The following is a 23,955-nucleotide window of genomic DNA, read 5'->3' on the forward strand; positions in this document are numbered from 1 at the left end:
TTCTGGGGATGAATGATAAAACTGTCATTCGTCTCTATATCGCCACTATTTTTGGAGTTCAAATCATGACAACCGGCCCATTTATCAAATCCTTGCAACCTGTCGTTCATGCTGACGCACAAGGCGCGCAAAAAGAAGTTTTAGATATCGCGCTCAAGCAAGTTGGCTTTATCCCCAATATGTATGCCGGCATGGCCATAGTGCCGGGTGTACTGAGTACTTATTTACATGGTTATGAAATTTTCCGTAAGCAATCCGGTTTGACCTCGGCCGAGCAAGAAGTCGTATTTCTTGCCATCAGTCAGTACAACGGTTGCGATTACTGCACCGCCGCGCACAGTATGCTCGCCGAGAAAATGTCCGGCGTGCCGGCAGAAGTATTAGCAGCCATTCGCGCACGCACTCCGATTCCTGATGCCAAGTTGGCCGCTGTCGCCGCCATGGCAGTCGAGATAGTGTCTAAGCACGGTCAGCCAGACCACGCTGTGGTCAAAGCCTTTATGGATGCGGGCTACACAGAAACCCATGTGCTTTTTATCGTCATGGCCGCTTCAGTCAAAGTGCTGAGCAATTACACCAACCAAGCCTTTGGCACACCGCTTGATGCCATGTTTGCAGCTTATAAAGTCGCGTAAAAACGCTTTTTCGTGTTGCCTGACGCCTGCAAACGTGTCGCTTTCGCGAACGCTTTTGCAGGCGTCTTTTTTTGATGGGTGGCTCGATAAAAGTAACTTTTAGAGGAACAAAAAAATCCAATACTGTGGCCGCTTCAGGTTTGAAGATTTTCAATCAAAGGGCAAGTCAGTGCGCCAGAATTGCTATGGCATGACGATACCAATGACGCCAGCACTGACTCCATACGCTGCAAATCGTGTAGTTTTTCGCGCACATCTTGCAGTTTGCGTTCGGCTAGGCTGCTGACTTCTTCGCAACGCGTGCCATCTTCTAAAAGCAGTAATTCAGCAATCTCATCCAAACTAAACCCCAGCCGCTGCGCTGACTTTACAAAACGCACGCGCCTGACATCCGCCAAACCATAGCGGCGAATGCTACCGTAGGGCTTGTTGGGTTCTGGTAGCAAGCCTTTGCGTTGATAAAACCGTATGGTTTCTACATTGACGCTGGCTTCTTTGGCGAAGTTGCCAATGGTCAGATTTCTTAAATTCATTTTTCGATTGTTTCCCAAAGCCCTTGACTCCGTACACAACTACGGAAGTAACCTTAGACCCTTAATAAATGCCGAAAGTTTTAGCAAATGTCTGATGAGAAAAATAGCCGTGGCGTTTTGTTTGCTGGCGGTCTTTCTGCCTTGCTGGCTTCTAGCTGTTGCTTGGGGCCGTTAGTGCTGGTCATGCTTGGCTTTAGTGGGGCATGGATTAGCAATTTGACGGCATTAGAGCCGTATCGACCTCTGTTCATTGGCGTGGCCATTGTTGCTATGTTTTTCGCCTATCGCCGAATTTATCGACCCGTGCAAGACTGCAAACCGGGCGAGGTCTGCGCCTTACCCCAAGTTCGCACTGGCTACAAAATTGTCTTCTCGCTGGTGGCAGTTCTGGTGCTGATTGCAGTTGGATTCCCCTACGTTCTTCCTTTGTTTTATTAATCTAAAGTGCATTATGAAAAAATTATTAGCTCTGGTTTCGTTGTTAACTTTAGCCGCCGCACCGACTGCCTACGCGGCCACTAAAACCGTGACACTGTTGGTGCCGGGCATGACTTGTGCTGCTTGTCCCTTTACTGTCAAGGCAGCGCTTTCCAAGGTCGAGGGCGTGAGCAAGATAAATGTAGTCTTCGATAAACGTGAAGCCACGGTAAGTTTTGATGACGCTAAGACCACGTCTATGGCCTTGACCACAGCAACGGCTAATGCGGGTTATCCGTCGACTGTTAAAAACTGATGTTGAGTTGCGCCTCCACGTCGATTTGTACAGACCTTGGTTTTACTGCAAAGCTTGCCACCGACACGAATCAGCGCCAACTACAAATTGCCATCATAGGCAGCGGTGGCGGCGCGATGGCGGCTGCGCTTAAAGCGGTTGAGCTTGGTGCCCAAGTCACGCTGATTGAGCGCAGCACCATAGGCGGCACTTGCGTCAATATCGGCTGCGTGCCTTCTAAGATCATGATTCGCGCGGCGCACATTGCCCATCAACGCCGTCACAGTCCATTTGACGCCGGTATTAGCGCTGCTCAGCCGGTGATTGATCGCAGCCAATTACTTGCCCAACAGCAGGCTCGCGTTGACGAACTGCGGCACGCCAAGTACGAGGGAATTTTGGAGAAAACGCCTGCCATTACCGTGCTGCGAGGCGAGGCACGTTTTACAGACAGTCAACACCTCATGGTGCGTCTCAATAGTGGCGGTGAGCAGGCGTTGGCCTTTGACCGCTGCCTAATCGCGACCGGTGCTCGCCCGGCTGTCCCGCCTATACCCGGCTTGCTGGGCACGCCTTTCTGGACTTCAACCGACGCTTTGGTGAGTCAAGACATTCCACCTCGACTAGCGGTGATAGGTTCTTCGGTCGTGGCCTTAGAGCTGGCACAAGCGTTTGCCAGATTGGGTAGCAAGGTCACTATTTTTGCACGCAGCACACTATTTTCCCGCGAAGATCCGGCCATTGGTGAGGCGCTGACTGCTGCGTTTCGCGCCGAAGCGATTGACGTGCTGGAACACAGTCAGGCCAGTCACGTCGCATATGTGAGCGGTGAGTTTGTGCTGAGTACCGACCAAGGGGACAGGTGTTTTGATAAGTTGCTGGTGGCGACTGGACGGTCGCACAACACGGCTGGCTTGGCACTGGGTAGCGCCGGTATTGCCGTTAATTTACAAGGCGCTATCGTCATCGATAAGGCTATGCACACTAGCGCTACACACATTTATGCAGCCGGTGATTGCACAGATCAGCCGCAATTTGTTTATGTTGCAGCCGCGGCCGGTACACGCGCTGCGATCAATATGACTGGCGGCGAGGCGGCGCTAGACTTAAGCGCTATGCCAGCAGTGGTGTTCACCGACCCGCAGGTCGCAACCGTGGGTTTGTCTGAGCTTCACGCCCATCTTAATGGCATCGCAACCGACAGCCGCACACTAAGTTTGGACAATGTGCCGCGTGCGCTGGCTAACTTCGATACGCGTGGGTTTATCAAGCTGGTGGCTGACGCTGAGAGTGGTCAACTGATAGGCGTGCAAATAGTGGCGCCAGACGCAGGTGAGATGATTCAAACGGCGGTGATGGCGATTCGGGCACAAATCACAGTCAAAGAGCTTGCCAATACTTTGTTCCCCTACCTGACCATGGTCGAAGGCTTAAAGCTGTGCGCGCAAACCTTTACCAAGGATGTGTCGCAACTGTCTTGCTGTGCGGGGTAAGCGTTAGACCACTGTGAGCGGGTGCGTCAAGACTAAGTAGTCAATGCTGCTTACTCAATAGCCATGACTTGGGCTTGTTGCTTAGACCCGTTTTTTAGACTACTTTTTAAGCTTGCTTTCATTGCTGACGGTTGCGCTTTTAGTCTGCAGCATTTCTTTGCGTATCTGCATATTTTTAATGTGCGCGGATTCAAGTCTGAAGTGCAACTTTGAAATTAACCGTACGGGTGGGTGAGATGTGAGAGCATCCAAGCTTCCCGACTACCAAGTCAAAGTTGCCCAGAATGATTTACACACACCTCACCCGTGACGAACGTTACCAGATTGCAATCCTCGTCAAAGCAAACTTCAATCAAAGTGAAATTGCAAAAATGATGGACCGTGATAAATCGAGCATCAGCCGTGAGTTGCGTCGTAACCGCGGTCTACGAGGCTATCGCCCTAAGCAGGCAAATGACAAAGCCCAAGAACGTAGACTTGCCTGCGCCAATAGTCCTAGAGTTGCTGACTCGACATGGGCTGTAGTGGAGGAAAAGTTGGCTGAGGCTTGGAGCCCCGAGCAAATCAGCGGCCACCTCGAAGCTAGCCACCAACCCGGTGTTAGCTATGAGAGCATTTACCAGTACATCTACGCTGACAAACGCGCGGGCGGCACCTTGCATAAAACACTGCGTTGCCAGAAGACGCGAAAAAAACGCAGCAGTGGCCGTGAACGGCGCGGCACCATCTCTCACCAGGTCTCAATAGAACTGCGACCCGACATCGTGCTTGAGCGTGCGCGCTTTGGCGACTGGGAGGCTGATCTGGTGATTGGTGCCGGGCAGAAGCAAGCACTAGTGACGATTAATGAGCGTGTCTCTCGCTATTCAATAATTTTCCACGTGCCATTCAAAACAGCGCAAGCCGTAGGGGACGCGTTAATCACTTTACTCAAACCGTTCGCTCATTGCGTGCACACTCTCACGACTGATAACGGCAAGGAATTTGCCCAGCATGAACGAATAGCTTCTGCGCTGAGTGCAGATTTCTTTTTCGCCCATCCATACGCCTCGTGGGAGCGTGGGGCGAACGAGAATATGAACGGTTTGATTCGCCAGTTTTTCCCAAAGGGGATGCGCTTTAATTGCATCACCGACGATGACATTGCTTTAGCGATGCACAGGCTCAATCATCGTCCTAGAAAATGTTTAGGGTATCGAACGCCGCATCAGGTTTTTATGGAACAGTTAGAGTCCTATCAGCATACGGTTGCACTTCAAGCTTGAATCCGCCGTGTAATGAAAATGCGGCCAACACGACTAAACACTGTAACTACTCGGATTTTTAATGAATAAAAAAAAGCTCCTAATCATTCTCACCTTGGCAGCTTTGTTGGTTGCTTATTTTGTGTTTGACTTGGGCAACTACTTTAGTTTGGACTATCTCAAGCAAAGCCAAACGACTTTCACCGCTGCATTTGCAGAAAATCCAGTTCAGGCTGTGGCCATATTTTTTCTGGTTTATGTCCTCGTGACCGCTATTTCTTTGCCTGGAGCAACGATTTTGACTCTGGCTGCGGGCGCTTTGTTTGGCGCATTGCTAGGCACGGTTGTCGTGTCTTTCGCTTCAAGTTTGGGCGCCACTCTGGCCATGCTGGCGTCTCGTTATGTGCTGCGCGACAGCGTACAAAAACGCTTTGGTGCGCGCCTGTCAGGTCTTAACCAAGGGCTAGAAAAAGACGGTGCCTTTTATTTGTTTAGCCTGCGTTTGATTCCCTTAGTGCCATTTTTTATGCTCAATTTATTGATGGGCCTGACTAATATCAAGACGCGCACTTTTTACTGGGTCAGTCAGTTGGGCATGTTCGCTGCAACTCTGGTCTACGTTAATGCGGGTACCCAGTTAGCGGCGATTAATTCGCTCAATGACATAGCGTCGCCCGGTTTACTGCTCTCGTTTGTGGCGCTCGGACTGTTTCCATTAGTGGCCAAAAAAGTAGTTAGCGTGTTTCAAAACAAAAAAGTCTATGCCCAATGGGCGGGCCAAAAACCTAAGAAGTTCGACCGTAACCTGATTGTTATTGGTGCAGGCGCAGCAGGATTGGTGACGTCCTATATCGCCGCGGTGGTTAACGCTAAGGTGACATTGGTCGAAGCCCACAAAATGGGCGGCGATTGCCTGAACTACGGCTGCGTGCCGAGCAAAGCCTTGATTAAAAGTGCCAAGCTGGCGACTCAAATGCGTCATGCTGAGCATTATGGTTTGGACGCGACAGAGCCGACCTTTAGTTTTAAACGCGTGATGGCACGCATCCATGAAGTGATTAAAACGATTGCGCCGCACGACAGCGTGGAGCGTTACACCGGGCTGGGTGTTGAGGTGTTATCAGGCTATGCCCGCATCACTAATCCTTGGACGGTAGAGATCACGCTCAACACCGGTGAGACCCAGACGCTGACGTCGCGCAGCATAGTCATTAGCGCGGGTGCCAAGCCGGTCGTGCCGCCACTGCCGGGGCTAGATGCGGTTGGCTATGTGACCAGCGACACGCTGTGGGACGAATTTGCCAAGCTCGATGCAGCCCCAGCGCGGCTAGTCGTGTTGGGCGGTGGCCCGATTGGTTGTGAGCTGGCACAGAGCTTTGCCCGTTTGGGCTCCAAGGTGACGCAGGTCGAGATGGCCCCGCGCATCATGATGCGCGAGGACCAAGAGGTTTCTGACTTGGCCCGCAATGCTTTGACGCGTGACGGCGTTGACGTCTTGACCGGCCACAAAGCGCTGCGCTGCGAACGCGACGGTGAGCGTAAATTTATTGTGATTGCGCATGAAGGCCTAGAGCAGCGAGTTGAATTCGATGCCCTTTTATGCGCTGTTGGACGTGTTGCACGTCTGAGCGGATATGGCTTGGAGGCGCTGGGTATTGCGACTGAGCGAACGGTCATCACCAACGACTATTTGGAAACTATTTATCCGAATATTTTTGCCGCTGGCGATGTCGCAGGCCCGTATCAGTTCACCCATGTCGCTGCGCATCAAGCTTGGTTTGCCGCTGTGAACGCATTGTTTGGCGACTTCAAGCGCTTTAAGGTGGATTACTCTGTGATTCCCTGGGCGACGTTTATTGACCCAGAGGTCGCTAGAGTGGGTTTAAACGAGCAAGAGGCGCGCGAAAAAGGGATTGCCTACGAAGTCACTCAATACGCTATTGAAGACCTAGACCGCGCGATTGCTGACGGCACAGCCTACGGCTTTGTGAAAGTGCTGACAGTGCCGGGCAAAGACCGTATTTTGGGTGTGACGATTGTGGGCGAGCACGCCAGCGACTTGTTAACCGAATTTGTTTTGGCGATGAAACACGGCTTGGGCTTGAATAAAATTCTTGGCACCATACATACTTATCCTACGCTCTCAGAAGCGAACAAATACGCGGCTGGTGAGTGGAAACGCGCACACGCGCCCAAGCGAGTATTGGCCTGGTTGGGTAAATTTCACACTTGGCGCAGAGGGTAAGAAAAATGATTAAATACTTTTTAGCAGCGTTGCTGGCGCTGCAATGCTTGGTCGTGCAGGCGGCCGGTTTTGACCATTCTGTCTGGGATGGTTTGCTTAAAAAACATGTGATTACGCTACGCGCTGGTCAAGCGACGCAAGTCGACTACAAAGGCATGAGTGCTGATCACAGTCAACTCAATGGCTATTTAACTAAGCTTTCAGCCGTGACGCGCGCCGATTTTGACCAATGGGATAAAGCCACGCAACTGGCGTATCTGATTAATGCTTACAACGCCTACACGGTTGAGCTGGTGTTAACGGCTTACCCAAAATTAGAGTCCATCAAAGACTTGGGTAACTTTTTTCAGTCCCCGTGGAAAAAAGAGTTTTTTCAACTGCTTGAAAAAAAACGCTCTCTCGACGCTGTAGAGCATGAATTGATTCGTGGGTCCGGTCGTTATAACGAGCCACGCATTCATTTTGCAGTCAATTGCGCCAGCATTGGTTGCCCCGCGCTGCGGGCGCAGGCCTATGTGGGTGAGCAAATAGATGCGCAGCTAGAAGATGCCACAAAAAGTTTTTTATCTGACCGCACGCGTAATCGCTTGGAGGGTGATAGCTTGAAAATATCTAACATTTTCAAGTGGTACGCTGGCGACTTTGAAAAGGGCTGGCGCGGGGCTAAGCAGCTCAATAGTTTTTTACTGCTTTATCGCCAACCGCTGGGTCTGACGAATGCGGCCGCAGCTGCTTTGGCTTCGGGTAGTTTAAATATTGACTATCTAGAGTACGACTGGCGCTTAAATTCAACAGTCGCAAGTCAGTAAGTGTTAGCACTTAATTGCTATGCAACAGCGCAGACTTTGCGTTGTAGGCATTGAACGAATAGTACTTTTGCGCTGCTCGACGATTTTTTTGCAACCGACATTTCATAGCCTGCATTTGTATAGCGTGAAAAAATTTAAGAAGTATTAAATACTGCCTTTATTGACTAATTTTTAAGCGAACTTATTGGGTTCGCGGCGTTCTACAAGCGGCATAAATTTTCACCTGATTTTTGGTTAATTAATTAGTATGTACAAATACTAATTTCAGAAAATATCATCTTTAAACCTCAAGCTTGAGCCTAAGTTTTTTTGATTTTTAAGTTAGTATTTCTTTGTCAAAAATTGTTGTTCTTGTAGGCTAACTTCGCCAATTTTTTCATATGCTCGGTAGCACACAGACCTAGCGTAATGTCGCTTGTAGCCTCAACCTCAAAGATTGTTTTTAAGTAAATAAAGGGAGGAAAACATGTCACAACATAAATACTATTTTTTTAATTGCAGTTTCACCGCCGTTCTTAGGCGGCATGAAACATTTGGATTTAAGACGCGACGACCCGCTCTTAATGCGCTGGCCTCCAATAAAAATAGTCGTAATCTCCACAGCATGCGCTGGCTTTATTTAGGGCGTTGACGATTTCGAAAACTTAGTTTCTTCATCTAGCCGCTCAGGCGCCAGCTGCCTGATTCGGCTGTCAAGCTGGTGACTTCGCTATCAGTAGTTCCGTATTGATTCAGAATCCAGAGCGCGGTATGACAGTGCTCAGCTTCGCTACATGAATCGCATTGGAAACTTTTTCACTCTTAGGCCCTCTTAAAATACAGGGTAGATTTAAAAATCCACGCAACGCACACAGTTTTTAACCGGCCAAGCAACGGCGCGCGCGGATTTTCCACAAACTAAGAAGGAACACCAATGTCAGTCGATAGCAGCAGCACGGTCTCAAGGCCATGCTTAAAAGTGAACCTTCGCGCATGAAAATAGATAGCATTTTGGTTCCCACAAATGTTTTAGATCTGTGGAAGACAGCTTTGTCCAGTCTTGATACTGTTGGAATAAAAGAAATACTTCAGGCCTATCCGCACTTGGGCGCCGGCTTTCGACCTGGCCATGTCAATCCTGCAATTGCTACGACCCGTATCAAAGCGGCGTTACTCACTTTCCCGGAACTGCCCAAAGAATACCGCGCCTTCTTGCAGTCGGCATCGTCCGTCGCTAGCGTGTTGGAGTACTTAGCCGATGCGGTGGTGGTGCGCGACGCAGCCATGCTAGGCCAATGTTTTGGTATGGCTGAGACATTTTCTGCAATGTTGCTCGATGAACGCTTAACGGTACGGACTCAAGGTTTTGCGCTGCTAGCCGACTGGGATGGCACAGAGCCAGACTCAGCCCAGCGCAGCATTTCTGCCCTCGCTCTGGGCGCGAAGTGGACTGTTTTTGTAGACAAAATTAATTCTCTGCGCCTGCAGTCACCGCCAGAATTAAAGGCACTGGATTCGGCTGTGGCAGCAGGTCTTTTGCCATCAATTTTGCCTCTGTCACTGCGATCAGAACGCACGCCGCAAGATGGTAGGCAGTTGCTAGAACTGAGAGAAAAACGCAAAGAAGTCAGGTTGCTGCAGCGCGCATTGCAGGCCTCTAGCTTCGAGCGCGATAGCGCGCTGTCTGCAAAACTGGCCGAATGCAGGGCTGGGGATAAGTCTGCGGCTCTGGCAAAGGACTTAGCCTTGCAGTTGTCTCAGTTGCAAGGCCAGTTTGATGCCAACGTCAATGAACAAGTCAACGCACGCTTGAGTCACCGTCTGCTGCCCTGGCTCAGGCCGGCAGAGACTTTTGCCAGTGCTGTAGCGCAAAGCGCCGACACCAATCTTTTGGGGCGCGCAGATTTGTTATTGAAAAAGCAAGCCGACACGGATCGCTTGTTCGGTCTGCGTTCGCAGTTGCAGGACGAACTCATTCGCAGCGAGGCGATGCGCGAAAAACTCAAGGCGGCGCAGCTCGATTCGCTGCACCCGTTGGCTGAGCTGGAAGTGCTGTCTGGCGAGTTGGCGATGCGAATTACAGCGATCAAGTCCTTGCTTGGACTGACACCCGTGATGCCAGTCGCTATTAGTAGCGCGGTTGATCAGTTTGTGCTCAGGCTGAGCACCAGCATTTCGCTGGACGAAATAGCCAACCTACGCCAAGCGCTGCAAGCGAGCGAGAGCGCCGGTCTGCTGTTAGACCACGAACTGCATTCGGCTTACGCCATGATGGGTGCAGCGACTTCCCGGGTCTATGCGCAAAGCAGTCTTGCGGGGGATAAGCCGCAGCTCAATCCTGCCCTCAAGGGTCTACCGCTTTATGCCCTGGAAGAGGCGTTAGCGCATGATTTACCCTGCACCTTGGTGGTGGATGGTCACAACGTGCTGCATAAATTGGGCTGGCTGTTTCGCTCGGATTACGAGCAAGGTTTCCCTGGAAAACGCGCGCGTCAAGCTTTGGTGCAGCGCTTGCAAACACTGAGTTTGCAACGCTCTGGTTTGATGATTCATTTGTGGTTTGACGGCCCCCAGCAGGGCGAGAGCTGCGCTAGCGAGAATTTGCAGATTCATTTCTCAGGTGGTTGCGGTGAGAACCGAGCGGACAAGCAAATCGTGGCTTACCTACACCATTTGCAATTGTCTCAACCGACACTACTTCGCGCAGTCGTGACAGATGACAGAGATGAAGCAGGGCAGGCATTGGTGACCGGTGCATTGGCCATGGCGGTGCAAGAGTTAGCGCTTTGGATTGCTTGATGTCGGGGCTCAATCCGATTTGGTAAGTAGACTTACTATGACGGTTGTTTTTTTTCAGACAAACAGCATCAAAAAAATACCTGCCAAAAAAACAGCCGCTAGACAAATTGTCTAACGGCTGTTTTTTTAATAGCAGGCTAAGGATTTAACTACGCGTTGGCTTAGTCGCTAAGTGCGGCGTGCAATTTTCACGTCAATACTGCGCAGCGGTCAGGGCGAACGAGCCGGAACAAGCCGGCGTGGTTTGTGCAATGCCTGCGCGCAGCTGGGTGGTGGTGGCGGTGTCATCCGGCCCTATGGTGTTTTTGGTGAACTTGCAGCCGTAGCTGGTTGCGGCCACCACGGCTGGCGTGACTACGTCATCGCCTAGCGGCTTGATGCCGTCGCGCTCCCACTTAATCATGTCGTCAAAAGCGGTTTCCGATTCAGCCACGGTGAAATCACAGTGACTGGCGCCGCGAATCGCGCGCTGCACTAACCAAGCGCTGTTGCCCTTGGCAGCGACTCGCTTTTGGTAGACCTGCTCCATGTTGAACGGCACAAACAAATCGCCCAAGGTATGAATCGTGACGACCGGAATTTTGAATTCACCATTGACCTTGGGAATCCAACGTAGGCCGTCGGTGCGCAGACGGTTGGCGTCTGGCGTCGCCGTCAGCTTCTGGACCGTCGCGTTGATGCTTGCTGAACCCGCTGCGTCACCGTCTATGACGTAGGTATAGCGATTGGTGTCCAGAACATTCTTATTCAGTATGCCTGTCACCGTGCCGTCACTGCCGAAAGTGCCGTAGGCAAAAGCAAAACTGCCACCAAAAGCCAGACCTTGCGCAAACAGCGGACGTGGACCGCCAGTGAGGTTTTGGAGTATGGATACGTACTTGGTGCCGAGTGTTGTTGGCGTTGACGGGAAGGTTGTGAAAAGCGCGTTAGTGACCTGATCTTGAATGTCTGACCATTTAGTCACTGGGTTGTTAGCTACGCCAGCGACGGCTTGAGCCGACACCTGCATCGCGGCAAAAGTATCGAACAATTCAGTGTCACCGACTACGCCGCACATAGGTACGGCGCCGCTGTATTTCACTTTGTGTATAGCGGTGGCCGCTGTTTCTGCCTCAATCGCTGCTGCGGTAATGTGTCCACCCATAGACACGCCGGTGATGTAGATTTTGGAAGGTGCTGCGAGCGTTCTGCCTCTAGCGTTTGCAATCTTATTGAATTCGAGTGCTAACGCATTGGTGTCCTCTACGCCAGCGCGCACATCGTAGTAATTTTTGGTGTAACTGGACGCGGCCCAAGCGTAGCCGTTTTGAATCAGATAGCGGCGAATTTGCGGGTTATTAACTGACAACACATTGCCATTGCCAGCAAAGCCGTGTGCATACATGACCAGCTTGCCGTTCCAATTAGCCGGCACTTCTATACGATAACCTGCGCCGCCCAAGACGCCGACCCAGCGGCTAGTCGTGCTGACGTCGACCGTATCCGTGCTCTGTGTCGAGATAGCTGCGAAGGTGGTGGCTTGCGCATCGGCAGCAGTCACGGCAAAGTCTATGCGACTGTCTTGCAAACGAGTTTCTTCGGGAACGACAGCTGTGTCTGAACCACCACCGCAGGCGCTCAGTAATGTGGCGACACTAATTAAGCTCAGTCGTAAGATTGAATTTGAACGCATGTGTTTTTTCCTAAAAGAATGAAATTATTTAAATGCTTATTTGTAAAGTTTCAGTAATTTGAGATAAGCATAGGCAGATTCAGCCAAAGCATTTTGCGGGTTTACCCGCCGTCGGTCACTGGCGGGACACCACACTGCGCAGTCTTTAGTAACAACGTAGCCATCATTGCTAGCGCCATAACCAGAGACTTAAACCACTGCGCTGTAGCCGGTTAACAGACGTGTTTGCACATCAATAGGTTTGGCTTTTAGCGCTGTGAATAGATGAGTCATCTGTGCGCTGTCGGGTCGAGATACAACGTGAGATAGGCGTGTTGGTAAGTCGCTACACGGGTGGATAAAGCTTGCGTTTAAGCGCTTAAAACGCCCGCTCGCCTAGGCTCCACGCACCGCGCACAATTGCCATTTCCTTACTCATTCGTACACGCAGAAAATCGGCACGCAAGCCGACAGCGATCTCACCGCGGTCATGCATACCAATCGCGTGGGCTGGATTGCGGCTTACAGTGTTAATTGCTTTTGGCAACGACCAACCGGCTTGGTTGCGCAGCATAAACGCCGACTGCAACAAACTCGCCGGTACGTAGTCGGACGAGAAAATATCCAGCAAATCTAAACTGGCTAACTCGCTCGCCGATACATTGCCTGAATGCGATCCGCCTTGCACCAAGTTTGGCCCGCCCATGACTATGGACATGCCGGCCGCGCGCGCCGCCTTGGCTGCCGCTACGGTGGTGGGGAACTCTGAAATCGCAATGCCTTCTGCGCTGGCTTCTTCGATGTGCTCAACCAAGGTGTCGTCATGGCTGGCTAGCGGCAGATTGCGCGTATGGCTGGCGGCAATAATGGCGGCGCGGTTGGGAATCGCGTAGCGCTGTTGGTGTTCTATCCTTTCTGCCACGATGTCGGCGTATTCGGCATCACTAAAGCTGCCGTAGCGCTCGCTGTAGCGCCGGTATTTGCTCAAGTCACGCCATTGGCGCTGACCGGGTGTGTGGTCCATCACACTGACCAATTCCAACAAGCTGTCGTCTGCGTATTGTTCAAACACTTCGACGATGTCGGGCGCTGAAACTTCGCAGCGCAAGTGCAGCAAATGTTCTACGCGCATCAGTCCTTCAGCGCGGCAAGCGTGCAGTGCGGCGATTGAGATGTGTTGGGTTTGACTGCGTGCGCCGCCTTGGTCCATGTCCCCAATCACGACCGAATCGAGCACCGTCAAAATGCCGGCGGCTGCGCACAGCGCGTCATGCATCACAGTGGCTGAATGCGCGTTCCAGACCACGCCGGGGCGGGGTATTAAATGCTTTTCGAGATTGTCGGTATGCACTTCCACAAGACCCGGAAGCAGCCATTCGCCGTTCCAGTCTTGTGCATTCGGCAGACTGGTATTGCCCTTGGCAATCGACTGGATTAAGCCATCTTCAAGCGTCATAGTGCCTATGAATTCTTCTGTGGCGGTGACGATTTTTGCGTTGGTGATGATGTGTTGTGTCATGCTGGCTTTAGGCTAGGTTGGTGGCGGTGTTACGGTATTGCTCTACATCTAGGCTGTGGCTGGACACAGCTTGTCGGACTTCGTCGTCATGAAAAATACCCACTATGGCGGTTCCGCGTGTGCGCGCTTCGTGAATAAGTTCCACCACCACGCGGCGGTTATCCGCATCGAGTGAGGCGGTGGGCTCGTCGAGGAGCAGCACCGCATGGTTGGCAATCAGGCCGTGGGCGATATTGACGCGTTGCTGCTCTCCACCCGAGAACGTTGCTGGCGGCAAGTGCCAAAGTCTTTCGCTAAGGTTTAGGCGGGCCAACCACTTGCCAGCTTGCTCGCGTGCGGTTGCCGCATCAACGCCTTGGCGCCGCAGCGGCTCGGCAACTATCTCCAAGGTCGTCACGCGCGGAATTACACGCAAAAATTGCGAAACATAGCCTAGCGTCTGGCGCCTGATTTCTAAGATTTTGCGCGGCTCGGCGTGGGTCATGCTGACCCATTCTTGGTTGTGGCGGATATTGACCTCGCCAGCGCTACTGCCGTAGTTGCCATACAAGCAGCGTAGCAGCGAACTTTTGCCGCTGCCAGAGTGACCCGTAAGCGCCAGACACTGGCCCGGGTTGACGGTTAAATCAATGCCATTAAAGACCGGCAGTTCAATTCCGCCACGGCCGTGCAGTGTGAAAGTTTTAGTTAAATTTTTGGCTTGAAGGGATGCAGTCATGTGGGCAATCAGTTGGTCAGCACAGAAGAAACCAGCAACTGGGTATAGGCATGTTGCGGGTCGTCCAACACCCGGTCTGTCAGGCCTTGCTCGACGACTGCGCCATCTTTCATGACTAATATTCGGTGCGCCAATAGGCGTGCAACGGCTAAGTCGTGGGTGACGATAACGGCGGCTAAATTGAGCTGCTCAACCAATTCACGCATCAAGTCTAACAGCCGCGCTTGTACCGACACATCCAAGCCCGTGGTCGGCTCATCCATAAAAACCAAGCGCGGATGGGTGACTAAATTGCGTGCAATTTGCAAGCGCTGCTGCATGCCGCCAGAGTAGGTCGCGGGTAGATCGTCTATGCGGCTGGTATCAAGTTCAACCCGCTCCATCCAAGACAAAGCTTGACTGCGCAGCTGGCCGTAATGGCGCGCACCTAAGGCCATTAAACGCTCGCCGATATTCGCGCCGCCAGACACATTCATGCGCAGTCCGTCGCGTGCATGTTGCTCGACAAAACCCCAGTCGGTGCGGGCCAACCAACGCAGTCGCGCTTGGGATAAATCGGCAAGATTAATTAATTCACTGGCGTGATTTTCTTCACTGCTGATCTCGCTTCTGACGCGGTAATTTACGTTGCCCTCATCGCAGGCTAAACGGCCGGCTAATAAGCGCAGCAACGTGGATTTCCCAGAGCCCGATTCGCCCACTACGGCCAGCACTTCGCCGGGATAGAGATCAAAATTCACATCCCGGCAAGCCCAGCGTGAAGTGCTGCCTTGGCTAAAGTTTTTTCCGGCGCCGCGCACCGATAGCAATACGTCGTTCATGCTGCACCGCCTTGGCTGCTCAGCGTGTTGTCCATTTTTACCGCCTGCTGCGCGCCGACGTGACCGGCCGCCACGCGTTCGCCGCAATAGTCGCTGTCGGAGCAAACAAACAAGCGGCTGCCGGCATCATCGACAATCATCTCATCAAGAAAACTAGTGCCTGAGCCGCACAGCGCGCAAGCGTGATCCCAGCGCTGAACTTCAAACGGATAGTCTTCAAAATCAAGACTGCGCACGCTGGTGTAAGGCGGTATGGCGTAAATGCGTTTCTCGCGGCCTGCGCCAAACAGTTGCAAGGCTGGGTTCATGTGCATTTTGGGATTGTCGAATTTTGGAATCGGGGAGGGTGACGCGAGGTAGCGCTGATTGACTAACACTGGGTAGTCGTAGGTTCTGTCTACCGCGCCTAGTTGGGCGATGTCCTCATAGAGTTTGACGTTCATCAAGCCGTATTCTGCGAGTGAGTGCATGGTGATGGTTTCGCGCCGGCGCGGCTCTAAGCGAAACATAGGCTCTGGCATAGGCACTTGATAGACGATGGTTTGCCCTTCGCACAGCGCTGTCTCGGGTATGCGGTGACGGGTTTGTATGATGCTGGCGTCGCGTGTTTTTTGGGTTGTTGCCACGCCGGTTGTGCGCGCAAAAAAGCGCCGAATATTGACTGCATTTGTTGTGTCGTCAGCGCCTTGGTCTATGACTTTGAGCACGTCTTTGCGGCCAATAATACTCGCCGTCACCTGTACGCCGCCGGTGCCCCAGCCATAGGCAAACGGCATTTCACGCGAGCCAAACGGCACTTGGTAGCCGGGTATGGCAACCGCTTTTAGCAAGGCGCGGCGGATCATTTTTTTACTCCGCTCGTCAAGAAAGCCAAAGTTGTAGTTGCTGTCCATCATGCTGATTTTTCCTTTTTTTCCAGCGCTGGGCTGGCGCTGTCCAGGTGGTTTTTTGCATGCGCTGCACGTAGCTTTCGCACCAGCTCTAACTCGGATTGAAAGTCTACGTAATGCGGCAGTTTGAGGTGCTGCAAAAAGCCCGAGGACTCAAGGGAGTCGGCATGTGACAGCACAAACTCTTCGTCTTGTGCTGGCGCGGTGAGCGACTCGCCAAGTTCCGCCGCACGCAGCGAACGGTCAACCATTGCCATGGCGATGGACTTTCTCTCGGACCCACCAAACGCCAAGCCATAGCCTTGGGTGAACTGCGGCGGTGCTTCGCGGCTACCGGCGAACTGGTTAATCATCTGGCATTCGGTCAATTCAATCTCACCTATGTCGATAGAAAAACCCAACTCATCGGGCGTGATTTCAACTGCCGCCATGCCGCGTCTTATCTCGCCGGCAAAGGGGTGTGAGTTGGCGTAACCGCGCTGGGTTGAGTAGCCCAGTGCCAGCAACCAACCCTCGTCACCACGGGCCAAGGCTTGTAGGCGCTGAGTGCGGTTGCAGGGAAACATCAAGGGTTCTCGTGTGAGGTCACCGGGCTCAGTTTGCGTTAAAGGCTGGGGTGTTTCCATCAAGCCTTCGCGTGCCATCAAGTCATTCACACGCGGCATATTCGCCTGCATGGGCGCATCTGCAAGCGGCATAGTCTGGTCGGAGTTGACGCTTTCTGCGAGCAGTGAAAAGTCAAGCAAGCGCTGGGTGTAGTCATGGGTTGCGCCCAGAATTTGGCCGCCGGGTACGTCTTTGAAAGTCGCTGAAATTCTGCGTTGCAGCCGCATATTGGCCGTGTCTAAGGGCAAGCTGTAACCGAAGCGGGGCAGGGTGGTGCGATAGGCGCGCAGCAAGAAAATCGCTTCTATCAAGTCGCCGCTAGATTGTTTAATGGCTAAGGCGGCTAACTCGCGGTCGTATAAAGAGCCCTCAGTCATGACGCGGTCAACCGCCAGTGAGAGTTGCGATTGGATTTGCGCCACGCTCAGTTCTGGCAAGTCTGTGTCGCCTCTGCGCTGCTCGGCGAGTAAGCGCCAAGAGCTTTCAATCGCGGCTTCGCCGCCTTTAACGGTGACGTACATTTAAATTTCCTCCAAACGCCGTGCGCGTGTGCTACGCGGCAAACCCAGTGCTTGGCAGCCGCTGGTAAAAATAATGTCCACGCCTTGCGGAAAGCTCGCGTGGTTGATGCTCCACTGCGACCAAAAGTCATCCGGCAAACCCGCAATGCGCACAGTTTGAGTCGTCTCAATTCCGGGGCCGTAAAGCGTTATGGCGGGGCCGGTGTCAAACGCTGGCACTTCAATTAGCAAGGTGCAAGATTGCTCGGGAGATTCGCTGCTGCCACTAGAAAAACAGATTAATGCGGGCGCTAAAGCCGCATCTGTGATGACGGCAAAACTCGCTTCTTCGGCCTCTTCTGCTTTTGCTGCACCGGTATGAAAGCGCAGCCAGTTGGCCTCGCTAACTGGGCTGGATTGCCACCAAACTGGCGTTTCGTCGTCGCTCAGTGCAAGCAGTAGTTGCGCCATGGCTGGCCCTAAACTCAAACCATTAATTTGTTGGCCTAATGCAAGGCTGCGTCCTGGCATGGACAGCGCGTCAAGTGCTTGCTTAAAAGCGTGTTGTGCATCGTGAACGGGGTCGCTAAACCCGACGCTTAAATTTTTCAATTCGCTCATGCAGCACCTCGTACAAAAGTAAAAAATTCAACTTTGGAAGTCGCCACCGATAGACTTTGCGCAGTGTTTGCGGCGGCCTGCACTTTCGCCATTGGCTCGACTACACGTTGCATGATGTGAGCGGTTCGGGCGCTGTTTTGCAACATGGCATCAAAAGCTGCGATGAGCTCTGCCTTTTGTTTGTCGCGCCCCAGCGTATAGCCTACACCGAGTGGGCCGTTGCCTAAGCGCAGTGCACAACGCGTCACGCTAGCTTCACCCAGATTAAATGCGTCGCCAGTGCCGCCGACTCGACCGCGCAGCATCACCATGCCAGTTTCTGCGGCGCGCAAATACGTAATGCTGACGATGTCTGCGCTGCTCGCGCTGTCACTCCATGCAGTCTTCAACTCGGTGCTGCTAGCGCGGGCCAGAATTGCTAACCAGCGCTTTCGCGCCTTGGTCTGCGGATTCAAATCGTCAGTGGTCATAGAGTTGTCTAATTCGGTTGCTAAAGTGGAGATAATAGATATTTACAAGCACTTAGCTTGGGTTCGAGAACTCAGTACAACCGGACAACATGACTAAATGATGACAGCACGGAGATCAAACACCGCCAATTCACTGACTCCGGAAAAACGCAATGGCGCGTTGATGTGGCAGCAAATCGCTAACACCTTAGGCACTGAAATTCGCGACAGAAACTTTAGTGCAACCGGAAAATTACCGGGTGAAAGTGAGCTTGCCGAACGCTTTGGCGTGAAGCGCCACACACTGCGCCAAGCTGTCGCTGCATTGCAAGTTCAGGGCTTGGTAAGAGTTGAGCCGGGACGCGGCACGTTTGTGCAAAACGATTTACTTAACTACCCTTTGTCGCGCCGTACACGTTATGGCGACAACTTGCGCGCCCAAGGTTTGCAGCCCGGCAAACAGCTGCTAACCGCCATGGAAATTCCCGCACCTGAACATGTTGCTGAGCAATTAAAAATTCAATCGGGCGCTGCGGTTTTGATGATTCAAACCTTGGACGAAGCCGATGACCAGCCTATCGGTCTGGCCACTTCTTACTACCCCGCTGCGCGTTTTAACGGCTTGCTAGAACGCTTGGGCGATGGCTCGCAAATTAGCGACATCTTGCGCCACTTTGGTGTGGCTGATTTTGTGCGTGCGAAAAGCTGTATCACCACACAAATGCCGTCAGAAGAAACTGCGCGTTTACTGAAACAGTCTGTACTGCGCCCCTTGCTATGCGTTGAAAACTTAGATGTGGATATGAATGGCGTGCCGGTTAAATATGGCGAGACTTTGTTTTGTGGCGACCGTGTGCAACTGGCTGTGACGTCCGGAGAAAATTCATGAGCGCGCGCTATGCAGTGTATTTTTCACCGGCGAGCAATTCACCTTGGTGGAATTTAGGCAGTCGCTGGTTGGGGCGCGATGAGTCGACTGGAGAGCGCTTGGTACAGCCCTTGTTTACCGAGGATTGTCCTGAAGACTTTCAGAGAATTACCGCAGAGCCAAGACGCTATGGTTTTCACGCCACTTTGAAAGCGCCGTTTCGACTCGCGCATGGCGTGGATGAGTTGGTACTTTTGCCGCGTATGCAGGCTTTGGCTAAAACACTCAAGCCCTTAACTTTGTCTCCTTTGGGGCTGGCTAGCTGGGACGGATTTGTTGCACTCGTGCCGCAACTACCCACTGCAGAATTGTTAGCGCTGGCTGCATCTTGTGTGACTGAACTCGATGATTTGCGCGCACCTTTGACGGCGGATGAATTAGCGCGCCGCACGCCAGGCCTAGACGCGCGCGGCTTAGCGTTGTTGGCGCAGTTTGGTTATCCGCATGTACTGGAGCGCTTGCGTCTTCACTTCACGCTCACTGGCCGGGTTGCACCACAGACTCGGCAGTGGGTGGAGTCTGTATTGCACCCTGCGCTTGAAGGGCTCAACAGACAATCGCCCTTGGTTTTAGACCGGCTGTGTTTATTTGCCGAGTATCAGCCCGGCGCTGCATTTTTGCGGATTGCTGACGTGCAGGTGGGTGCGTGAGTTGGGTGTTTGTCTGCGGCCCTTCCGGTTCAGGAAAAGACAGTGTGATGGCCTGCGCCCGCGAACTTCTTATCGCGCACGACAACATAGTTTTTGCCCGCCGCATTGTGACCCGACCGGTGCAGCCAGGCTCAGACCACGACCCTCAAACCGATTTGCAGTTTGAGCAAGCCTTGCGCGATCAAGCCGTGTGTTGGCATTGGCAGGCGCATGGATTTTTCTACGGCATTGACAGTCGCTATACCCAAGCGGTGAGGGACGGGCAGGTGGTGGTGGTGAATGCTTCGCGCGCCCATGTCGAAAGCTTGTCACCATCAGCTGGTTTTAGCGTGGTGGAAATCAGCGTGGAGCCGGCTCAACTGGCCTTGCGGCTTAGTCAACGCGGTCGTGATTCAGAAAGTTCGCAAGCCCTGCGGTTGGCACGCAATGCCAGTTTTTCTTCTATCCGTGCTGACTGCGTAGTGGACAACAGCAAGGCGCTGGCCGACGCTGGACGCGCGTTAGCTGATTATTTATTGCAGGTTTTCGGTAAGGCGTGAGTACAGACTTTTTCGATTAAATTTTCGGCGTTCAAAAGGCGCTGCTTGGGTTGAACCGAGCAGCGCCTTTTTTATATTGTTGGGGTTAAATAACCGCAGCCCGAATCCGCGCAGAAATCACATCAAGTATGGACACCGTCACGACCACAATAATCATCACCGCGCAAGTCTCAGCGTACTGAAACGCTCGAATAATTTCCCACAACACCACGCCGATTCCACCGGCGCCCACCATGCCGACTACAGATGCTGAGCGCACATTCGATTCAAACCGGTACAGCGAAAAAGAAATCCAAAGTGGCAATACCTGCGGAATGATGGCGTAGATAATTTCTTCCATCGCATTCGCACCCGTGGCGCGAATGCCTTCTACCGGCTGTGAATCTATAGATTCCACCGCTTCAGAAAACAACTTAGCCAGCACGCCAGTGGTGTGAACAAAGAGCGCCAACACACCAGCAAAAGGCCCAAGCCCTACGGCGACGATAAACAGCATTGCAAACACCATCTCGTTGATGGCGCGCGCTGCATCCATAAGTCTTCTGACCGGCTGACGCACCCAAGCTGGTGCAATGTTGTTGGCCGACAGCAAGCCTAAGGGCACTGCAAAAATAACCGCTAGCACCGTGCCCCAGACTGCGATAGATAAGGTGACCAGCATTTCTTGAATGTAGAAACGCCAGTCTCTGAAGTTGGGTGGGAAAAAGTCCGCCGCGTATTGCGTCATGTTGGCCGAGTCACGCCATAAATCAAACGGGCGCATATCCGCACCCCGCCATGAACCGGCCAGCAATGCCAGGCTAACGCCCCAAAGCAGCAGTGTTAGCCAGCTTTTTTTGCTTTCCTTCAGGTCTACTGGCGGCTGCATTTTTGCATTCGTCATATGCAATATCGACACTTACTGACCCAGTGCGGCGAGTTTTTGGTCGATTTCAGCAATTTTGCTGGCTTTTTCTGCAGCGGCCATGCCAGCGTCTGTTTCAAACTTATTTTTTTCTTTGAATAATTCGAGTTGGCGAATGGGCACTAGTTGGGCGTTCGTTGAGGCTTTAAAACCGGATAGCTTACTAAGCTTCATCAAGGCGTCTTTTTCCTGCTGACCACCTGAGCCATAGGCAAAGAAGAAATCTTTGATGCTTTGCTTGGTTGACTCTGGCAGGTCTTTGCGCATGACTAAGGGGTCTAGTGGTATCAGCGGTGAGGTCCAGATGACGCGGAGAGCGTTAAATTTTTCTGGCAGTCTTTCTTTTAGTTTTTCTAAATTTTCACTGTTGTTGGTCGCCACATCAATTTGCTTGTTAGCGACTGCCAGCGCGTTCGATTCGTGGTTGCCGCTACGTGAGACTTTAAAGAAAGTACGTGCATCAATTTTGTTTTTTGCAAATACGTAAAAACTGGGGACTAAAAAACCGGATGTCGAATTCGGATCACCATTGCCAAAAGACAAGTCCTTGCCTTTTTTAAGCATGTCGTCCAGTGTTTTGATGGGGCTGTCTTTGTTCACAATTAAGTGCGAGTAGTAGCCTTTAGTGCCATCGGCGTTAACCATTTGCGCAAACACTTCAGCGTCGGCACGGTCTACAGCTTCCATCGCCGACTTGTTGCCAAACCAAGCCACCTGTACTTTATTAAAGCGCATGCCTTCAATAATTCCTGCGTAATCAGAGGCAAAAAAAGCGTTGATTTTCATGCCGGTTTTCTTGCCCATAGCATCCAAGATAGGTTGCCAGTCAGACTTCAAATTTTGTGAAGATTCGGTAGAGATGATGCCGAAATTGAGCTCTTTAAGATCTGCTGAATGTGCTGGTGTGAGAGCCAGAAGTGCGGAAGTACTTAAACTGAATAAAAGTTTTTTGAGCATAAAAATAGTCCAGATTAAAAATTAAAAAATTAAGACGAAAAACTAACAACGAAATGAGAAGAAAATAATCTGTTTTAAGCGACACGTGTTAGCGGCACGGCCCAGATTCGGTTTGGTACTGGTTTGGCCTTGTCTTCAAGGCTAGAGATGTGATCGCCAAGGGACAATATATCGTCTGCTTCAGCGCCATAAAGCCCGCGCAGCACTGCCGGTGTCAGACCTGCTGAAGGACCGTCATAAACCACAACGCCATGATGCAATGCGATGGTTCTAGGGCAATATTTAATCGCCACATTGACTTGATGCAGCGAGACTACGACGGTGCATTTGTCTTCGCGATTAATTCGCGCAAGTATGTCCATGACTTTGCGTGATGACTCTGGGTCTAGTGAGGCGATAGGCTCATCAGCCAAAACTACTTTTGCGCCTTGCACCATGGCGCGTGCGATGGCGGCGCGCTGCTGCTGACCACCGGACAAAGTTGATGCGCGTTGGGCCCAGCATTCAGCAATACCGACGCGGCGCAATGCCTCGATGCCACCGGCTTTTTCTTTTTCACTAAACCAGCGCATTAAGCTACGCCACATGGGCACGCGGTGCAGCGTACCAGTCAGTACATTGACTATGACTGGTAGTCTGCCGACTAAATTAAATTGTTGGAAGACAAAGCCGATATCAGATCGTACTGAGCGAATATCTTTGGCTACTTTGCCGTTTTTTTGCACATTGCGGCCATGCACGGTGACGGAGCCCGCTGCCGCTTTATCCCCCACCATCAAGCCCGCCATGTGGCGCAGCAATGTAGATTTACCCGAGCCCGATGCGCCTATCAAGGCCACCATTTCACCGGCTTGAATACTGAGTGAAATATTTTGCAATGCCTTTTTACCGCTGCTGAAAGTTTTGCTCAGCGAGTCGATTTCAATTGCGTTTTTCATGCTATCCCTTTGTGTTACTTCACAAATTTAAGGGGGCAATGTGTCTTTTTCATGTCAAATACTGCATTTTTTTGTTCAATGCAAGGTGTGCTTGCCAGAGGATGCAATCAGAAAAAAATGACTTACGGGCGTGATGTGAAGATAAGAATTAAGTCATTTATAGGGTTTCATTTTTGACAAAAGTTATTGATGAATCAACCTAAAGAAAATAGTTAAAGCAACATACTTCACTGATTCTTCGCTTGGTTCTAACGAATGCCCGCTTCGCTGCTTAAGCACTGGTCTTGCCGCATGAACTTCTATTGAAGCTGAAAGACCTGCTTGTGCGGGTGATAGCTCTGCGAGACGCAAAAACTTTTACCGCTAATTACATCGTCGGCTCGTGCCCACGTTAAATCTGGCTAGATTTCAACCGTGCTAATGCTGACACTGCTGATTCAAAATTTTTGGTTGATGGTCAACACACCTGTGCATGTAAAAAATTTACTAGGTAGCCGAATCGTCAGTAATGCATTAGGTTTTTAAGGACGCTACAGCGTTCTTGAACTTTTATTTTGCGTTTTGCTTATTGCTGCGATGCTGATGGATAAAACATTGACAGGGCGTTATGCCTTTGTAGTCTTCATAAGACGAAAAAAATCCCGCTGTAGCTAATTGCTAAGCGGGGTTTTAATGCGGTCAAAGACCTAATTGTTCAACAGACTGGTGCCCGAGGCCGGAATCGAACCGGCACGCCTCTCGGCGGGGGATTTTGAGTCCCCTGCGTCTACCAATTTCACCACCCGGGCAGTCTTTGTTGAGAACTCAATTATGGC

The 23,955-nt window shown here is 51.7% G+C and carries 22 protein-coding genes, 1 tRNA gene and 1 pseudogene; 11 read left to right on the top strand and 13 right to left on the bottom strand.

Annotated features, from left to right (window positions below; translation table 11 throughout):
- Positions 1 to 65 precede the first annotated feature (65 nt).
- Positions 66 to 635 carry a carboxymuconolactone decarboxylase family protein gene (locus HC248_RS04350; RefSeq protein ID WP_168921435.1) on the top strand — a complete coding sequence of 190 codons (570 nt, stop codon included), beginning with the start codon at positions 66 to 68 and terminating at the stop codon, positions 633 to 635.
- Between the two features lie 134 nt (positions 636 to 769).
- Here HC248_RS04350 and merR read toward each other — a convergent pair whose 3' ends face one another.
- Complete coding sequence (merR, locus tag HC248_RS04355; RefSeq protein WP_168921436.1) at positions 770 to 1,168, bottom strand: Hg(II)-responsive transcriptional regulator; 399 nt, start codon at positions 1,166 to 1,168, stop codon at positions 770 to 772.
- Between the two features lie 87 nt (positions 1,169 to 1,255).
- Here merR and merT point away from each other — a divergent pair, with 87 nt between their 5' ends.
- From merT to HC248_RS04390, 7 genes and pseudogenes are all read left to right on the top strand, one after another.
- On the top strand, positions 1,256 to 1,606 hold the full coding sequence (gene merT / locus HC248_RS04360; RefSeq protein WP_168921437.1) for a mercuric ion transporter MerT: 351 nt from the start codon (positions 1,256 to 1,258) through the stop codon (positions 1,604 to 1,606).
- Between the two features lie 13 nt (positions 1,607 to 1,619).
- A complete protein-coding gene (gene merP / locus HC248_RS04365) occupies positions 1,620 to 1,901 on the top strand; it encodes a mercury resistance system periplasmic binding protein MerP (protein WP_168921438.1) in 282 nt (93 codons plus the stop codon).
- 68 nt (positions 1,902 to 1,969) lie between these two features.
- Positions 1,970 to 3,373, top strand: a pseudogene (gene merA / locus HC248_RS04370) (mercury(II) reductase); the annotation flags it as partial.
- Positions 3,374 to 3,657: 284 nt separating this feature from the next.
- On the top strand, positions 3,658 to 4,638 hold the full coding sequence (locus HC248_RS04375) for an IS30 family transposase (RefSeq protein WP_168920864.1): 981 nt from the start codon (positions 3,658 to 3,660) through the stop codon (positions 4,636 to 4,638).
- Positions 4,639 to 4,699: 61 nt separating this feature from the next.
- On the top strand, positions 4,700 to 6,862 hold the full coding sequence (locus HC248_RS04380) for an FAD-dependent oxidoreductase (protein ID WP_168921440.1): 2,163 nt from the start codon (positions 4,700 to 4,702) through the stop codon (positions 6,860 to 6,862).
- Between the two features lie 5 nt (positions 6,863 to 6,867).
- Positions 6,868 to 7,671, top strand: coding sequence for a DUF547 domain-containing protein (locus HC248_RS04385; RefSeq protein ID WP_168921441.1), 804 nt, complete (start codon positions 6,868 to 6,870; stop codon positions 7,669 to 7,671).
- Between the two features lie 972 nt (positions 7,672 to 8,643).
- Positions 8,644 to 10,449, top strand: a complete 1,806-nt coding sequence (locus tag HC248_RS04390; RefSeq protein WP_168921442.1) for an NYN domain-containing protein — start codon at positions 8,644 to 8,646, stop codon at positions 10,447 to 10,449.
- Between the two features lie 193 nt (positions 10,450 to 10,642).
- Here the strand turns inward: HC248_RS04390 and HC248_RS04395 are convergent, their stop codons facing one another.
- The 8 genes from HC248_RS04395 to phnG all read right to left on the bottom strand — a co-directional run bounded on the left by HC248_RS04395 (position 10,643) and on the right by phnG (position 18,245).
- Entirely contained in the window at positions 10,643 to 12,121 is a 1,479-nt protein-coding gene (locus HC248_RS04395; RefSeq protein ID WP_168921443.1) for an alpha/beta hydrolase family protein, read from the bottom strand.
- Between the two features lie 358 nt (positions 12,122 to 12,479).
- Entirely contained in the window at positions 12,480 to 13,619 is a 1,140-nt protein-coding gene (locus HC248_RS04400) for an alpha-D-ribose 1-methylphosphonate 5-triphosphate diphosphatase (RefSeq protein WP_168921444.1), read from the bottom strand.
- Positions 13,620 to 13,626: 7 nt separating this feature from the next.
- On the bottom strand, positions 13,627 to 14,337 hold the full coding sequence (gene phnL, locus HC248_RS04405) for a phosphonate C-P lyase system protein PhnL (protein WP_168921445.1): 711 nt from the start codon (positions 14,335 to 14,337) through the stop codon (positions 13,627 to 13,629).
- Between the two features lie 8 nt (positions 14,338 to 14,345).
- Positions 14,346 to 15,158, bottom strand: coding sequence for a phosphonate C-P lyase system protein PhnK (phnK, locus tag HC248_RS04410; RefSeq protein ID WP_168921446.1), 813 nt, complete (start codon positions 15,156 to 15,158; stop codon positions 14,346 to 14,348).
- The gene (locus HC248_RS04415; protein ID WP_168921447.1) at positions 15,155 to 16,054 is read right to left on the bottom strand and encodes an alpha-D-ribose 1-methylphosphonate 5-phosphate C-P-lyase PhnJ; all 900 of its coding nucleotides are present in this window, start codon (positions 16,052 to 16,054) and stop codon (positions 15,155 to 15,157) included. The genes phnK and HC248_RS04415 overlap by 4 nt, the downstream gene beginning before the upstream one ends.
- On the bottom strand, positions 16,051 to 17,175 hold the full coding sequence (locus HC248_RS04420) for a carbon-phosphorus lyase complex subunit (RefSeq protein ID WP_168921448.1): 1,125 nt from the start codon (positions 17,173 to 17,175) through the stop codon (positions 16,051 to 16,053). Before HC248_RS04420 ends, HC248_RS04415 begins: the two co-directional genes overlap by 4 nt.
- Positions 17,176 to 17,775: a phosphonate C-P lyase system protein PhnH gene (phnH, locus tag HC248_RS04425; RefSeq protein ID WP_168921449.1), complete on the bottom strand. Its 600-nt coding sequence runs from the start codon at positions 17,773 to 17,775 to the stop codon at positions 17,176 to 17,178.
- Entirely contained in the window at positions 17,772 to 18,245 is a 474-nt protein-coding gene (phnG, locus tag HC248_RS04430) for a phosphonate C-P lyase system protein PhnG (RefSeq protein ID WP_168921450.1), read from the bottom strand. The genes phnH and phnG overlap by 4 nt, the downstream gene beginning before the upstream one ends.
- A gap of 97 nt (positions 18,246 to 18,342) precedes the next feature.
- Between phnG and phnF the strand changes: the two genes are divergently transcribed.
- Genes phnF through HC248_RS04445 form a run of 3 tightly spaced genes read left to right on the top strand, consistent with a single transcriptional unit; the run spans position 18,343 to position 20,341 of the window.
- Positions 18,343 to 19,113 (top strand): phosphonate metabolism transcriptional regulator PhnF, encoded by a 771-nt coding sequence (phnF, locus tag HC248_RS04435; RefSeq protein WP_238342717.1) that lies wholly within the window; start codon positions 18,343 to 18,345, stop codon positions 19,111 to 19,113.
- Positions 19,110 to 19,802 (top strand): DUF1045 domain-containing protein, encoded by a 693-nt coding sequence (locus HC248_RS04440; protein WP_168921451.1) that lies wholly within the window; start codon positions 19,110 to 19,112, stop codon positions 19,800 to 19,802. The genes phnF and HC248_RS04440 overlap by 4 nt, the downstream gene beginning before the upstream one ends.
- The gene (locus tag HC248_RS04445) at positions 19,799 to 20,341 is read left to right on the top strand and encodes a phosphonate metabolism protein/1,5-bisphosphokinase (PRPP-forming) PhnN (protein WP_168921452.1); all 543 of its coding nucleotides are present in this window, start codon (positions 19,799 to 19,801) and stop codon (positions 20,339 to 20,341) included. Before HC248_RS04440 ends, HC248_RS04445 begins: the two co-directional genes overlap by 4 nt.
- 85 nt (positions 20,342 to 20,426) lie before the next feature.
- Here the strand turns inward: HC248_RS04445 and phnE are convergent, their stop codons facing one another.
- The 4 genes from phnE to HC248_RS04465 all read right to left on the bottom strand — a co-directional run bounded on the left by phnE (position 20,427) and on the right by HC248_RS04465 (position 23,928).
- The gene (phnE, locus tag HC248_RS04450) at positions 20,427 to 21,209 is read right to left on the bottom strand and encodes a phosphonate ABC transporter, permease protein PhnE (RefSeq protein WP_168923667.1); all 783 of its coding nucleotides are present in this window, start codon (positions 21,207 to 21,209) and stop codon (positions 20,427 to 20,429) included.
- Positions 21,210 to 21,239: 30 nt separating this feature from the next.
- The gene (gene phnD / locus HC248_RS04455; RefSeq protein WP_168921453.1) at positions 21,240 to 22,202 is read right to left on the bottom strand and encodes a phosphonate ABC transporter substrate-binding protein; all 963 of its coding nucleotides are present in this window, start codon (positions 22,200 to 22,202) and stop codon (positions 21,240 to 21,242) included.
- Between the two features lie 74 nt (positions 22,203 to 22,276).
- Positions 22,277 to 23,140 (bottom strand): phosphonate ABC transporter ATP-binding protein, encoded by an 864-nt coding sequence (gene phnC, locus HC248_RS04460; protein WP_168921454.1) that lies wholly within the window; start codon positions 23,138 to 23,140, stop codon positions 22,277 to 22,279.
- A 703-nt stretch (positions 23,141 to 23,843) separates the two neighbouring features.
- Positions 23,844 to 23,928 (bottom strand) — tRNA-Leu (locus HC248_RS04465).
- Between the last annotated feature and the right edge of the window lie 27 nt (positions 23,929 to 23,955).

Source organism: Polaromonas vacuolata, assembly GCF_012584515.1.
GTDB lineage: Bacteria > Pseudomonadota > Gammaproteobacteria > Burkholderiales > Burkholderiaceae_C > Polaromonas > Polaromonas vacuolata.

Coding starts and splice junctions, on each gene's coding strand:
- phnH (WP_168921449.1), bottom strand. CDS start 17,775: ATGAGCGAATTGAAAAATTTAAGCGTCGGGTTTAGCGACCCCGTTCAC.
- HC248_RS04380 (WP_168921440.1), top strand. CDS start 4,700: ATGAATAAAAAAAAGCTCCTAATCATTCTCACCTTGGCAGCTTTGTTG.
- merR (WP_168921436.1), bottom strand. CDS start 1,168: ATGAATTTAAGAAATCTGACCATTGGCAACTTCGCCAAAGAAGCCAGC.
- phnG (WP_168921450.1), bottom strand. CDS start 18,245: ATGACCACTGACGATTTGAATCCGCAGACCAAGGCGCGAAAGCGCTGG.
- phnK (WP_168921446.1), bottom strand. CDS start 15,158: ATGAACGACGTATTGCTATCGGTGCGCGGCGCCGGAAAAAACTTTAGC.
- HC248_RS04420 (WP_168921448.1), bottom strand. CDS start 17,175: ATGTACGTCACCGTTAAAGGCGGCGAAGCCGCGATTGAAAGCTCTTGG.
- phnF (WP_238342717.1), top strand. CDS start 18,343: ATGATGACAGCACGGAGATCAAACACCGCCAATTCACTGACTCCGGAA.
- phnL (WP_168921445.1), bottom strand. CDS start 14,337: ATGACTGCATCCCTTCAAGCCAAAAATTTAACTAAAACTTTCACACTG.
- HC248_RS04385 (WP_168921441.1), top strand. CDS start 6,868: ATGATTAAATACTTTTTAGCAGCGTTGCTGGCGCTGCAATGCTTGGTC.
- HC248_RS04375 (WP_168920864.1), top strand. CDS start 3,658: ATGATTTACACACACCTCACCCGTGACGAACGTTACCAGATTGCAATC.
- merT (WP_168921437.1), top strand. CDS start 1,256: ATGTCTGATGAGAAAAATAGCCGTGGCGTTTTGTTTGCTGGCGGTCTT.
- HC248_RS04400 (WP_168921444.1), bottom strand. CDS start 13,619: ATGACACAACACATCATCACCAACGCAAAAATCGTCACCGCCACAGAA.
- phnD (WP_168921453.1), bottom strand. CDS start 22,202: ATGCTCAAAAAACTTTTATTCAGTTTAAGTACTTCCGCACTTCTGGCT.
- HC248_RS04390 (WP_168921442.1), top strand. CDS start 8,644: ATGAAAATAGATAGCATTTTGGTTCCCACAAATGTTTTAGATCTGTGG.
- HC248_RS04440 (WP_168921451.1), top strand. CDS start 19,110: ATGAGCGCGCGCTATGCAGTGTATTTTTCACCGGCGAGCAATTCACCT.
- phnE (WP_168923667.1), bottom strand. CDS start 21,209: ATGCAGCCGCCAGTAGACCTGAAGGAAAGCAAAAAAAGCTGGCTAACA.
- phnC (WP_168921454.1), bottom strand. CDS start 23,140: ATGAAAAACGCAATTGAAATCGACTCGCTGAGCAAAACTTTCAGCAGC.
- HC248_RS04415 (WP_168921447.1), bottom strand. CDS start 16,054: ATGATGGACAGCAACTACAACTTTGGCTTTCTTGACGAGCGGAGTAAA.
- HC248_RS04350 (WP_168921435.1), top strand. CDS start 66: ATGACAACCGGCCCATTTATCAAATCCTTGCAACCTGTCGTTCATGCT.
- merP (WP_168921438.1), top strand. CDS start 1,620: ATGAAAAAATTATTAGCTCTGGTTTCGTTGTTAACTTTAGCCGCCGCA.
- HC248_RS04395 (WP_168921443.1), bottom strand. CDS start 12,121: ATGCGTTCAAATTCAATCTTACGACTGAGCTTAATTAGTGTCGCCACA.